The organism is Protofrankia sp. CiP1_Cm_nod2, from assembly GCF_920664355.1.
Lineage (GTDB): Bacteria > Actinomycetota > Actinomycetes > Frankiales > Frankiaceae > Protofrankia.
Window position 1 is genome coordinate 3994 of sequence record NZ_CAKKTL010000171.1, and the last position, 1476, is coordinate 5469.

1 protein-coding gene is annotated in these 1476 nt (G+C 62.8%); it reads right to left on the minus strand.

What is annotated here, in order from left to right:
• The coding region (locus tag NBW84_RS17440; protein ID WP_250285793.1) for a BTAD domain-containing putative transcriptional regulator at window positions 1-1031 on the minus strand (1031 nt) is incomplete at its 3' end.
• Between the last annotated feature and the right edge of the window lie 445 nt (window positions 1032-1476).

Genomic DNA, 1476 nt, shown 5'->3' on the forward strand with positions numbered 1-1476 from the left:
ACTCCGCCCAGGCCGGCGACCACCTGCGTGAGCACCGTGGTCTGCCCTGGCCTGGTGGCGTTGTGCAGTTTCTCGGACTCGGCTCGCTGCTGGAAACTATCCGCTCGCGGTGGAAGACTGCCCACCATCAGCGGCGTGCCCGGTGCCTGTCCCCGCAACATGATATGCGCCTGTTCGGGCGATACGGCAGGATCCCGGTCTCGAGATGTGGTACTTTTTTGTTCTTGCGATGCGGTAGGAATGTGGTTGTACGATGCGCCCGCATACTGCCGTGGCGCCTGTTCCTCGAGGTCGCCGCGGAGGATTCCGAGATGCACCTGCATCATCTCGGGGCCGGGCTCCAAACCATGATCCTCGACTATCCGGTCACGCGCCGACCGGTACAGGGCCAGGGCCTCGCCGCGTTTGCCAGTGGCGTACAGAGCTCGCATCAGCACAGTGACCAGACCCTCATAACAGAGATCATCATGGGTGAGGTCCCGAAGCGGTTCGATCACGGCTGGCGCATTCCCTGCCTTCAGTTCGGCGGACGCCCAGGCCACGACCACCTCTTTCCACTCCTGCCGCCAGATCCGCCGGATCCGTTCAACCCACAGTGACTCCGTCAGCCCTACCAGCGGTTCACCGCGCCACAACCGTACTGCTTCACGAAGCGCAGGGAGCGCTCCGTCGTCTCCATCCGCGGTCCTGGCATGTTCCAGCAGGCGGCGCATGCGGAAGACATCCACCCGTTCGGGGCCGAGATCAAGAATGTAGCCCTCGGCACGGCGCGGGATCCGCACTGCGCGCTGTTCGTCGGAGTGCTGTTCGAACAGCCGGCGTAGCCCGCTGATATGCGCATGCAGGCTACGGCTGGGGCGCTCGGGCCCGTCGCCCTCACCCCACACCCGGTCGATCAACGTCTTGGTGGATACGGGCCTGCCCGCATCGGCCGCCAGCGCCGCGAGCACCAGACAACGCTGCGGTCGTCCTACCTCGACGACCCGCCCCGATTTCAGCAACTGCACCGGACCAAGCAGTAGGACGTCCACAGTGTTCTGCCCCGTATCAGATCACAGCTACCTCGATGTCACTGCGGACAACATAGCCAGCACTGTTCCAGCCGGTGGAGACCGGCCCAGATTTTTCGCGCCCTGATCGAATATGGTAATAAATGAATTTTTTATACTATTTTATACTGATTTATTCGATTTGCCCCAGGGTCGGCCAGGGTCTGCCATCTTGCCGGCAGGCGAGGTGGGCGATGGCAGGCAGGGCGCGAAGTGCGGTGTGCCGACGACCAAGGATCCCGATGCCCCCGCGGCCCTCCGACCAGGACGACAACATTCCGGCAACACCTGGAACTACCTGGCTGTGTGACGTTGCACCTCATGACACACCGATCCACCGCGGAGCACCGCGAAACGGCATCTGATCCTGTCGGGCGGCTCAGATTTCGCGACCGACTACCGGATCATGCTGCTGGATTTCACCGGC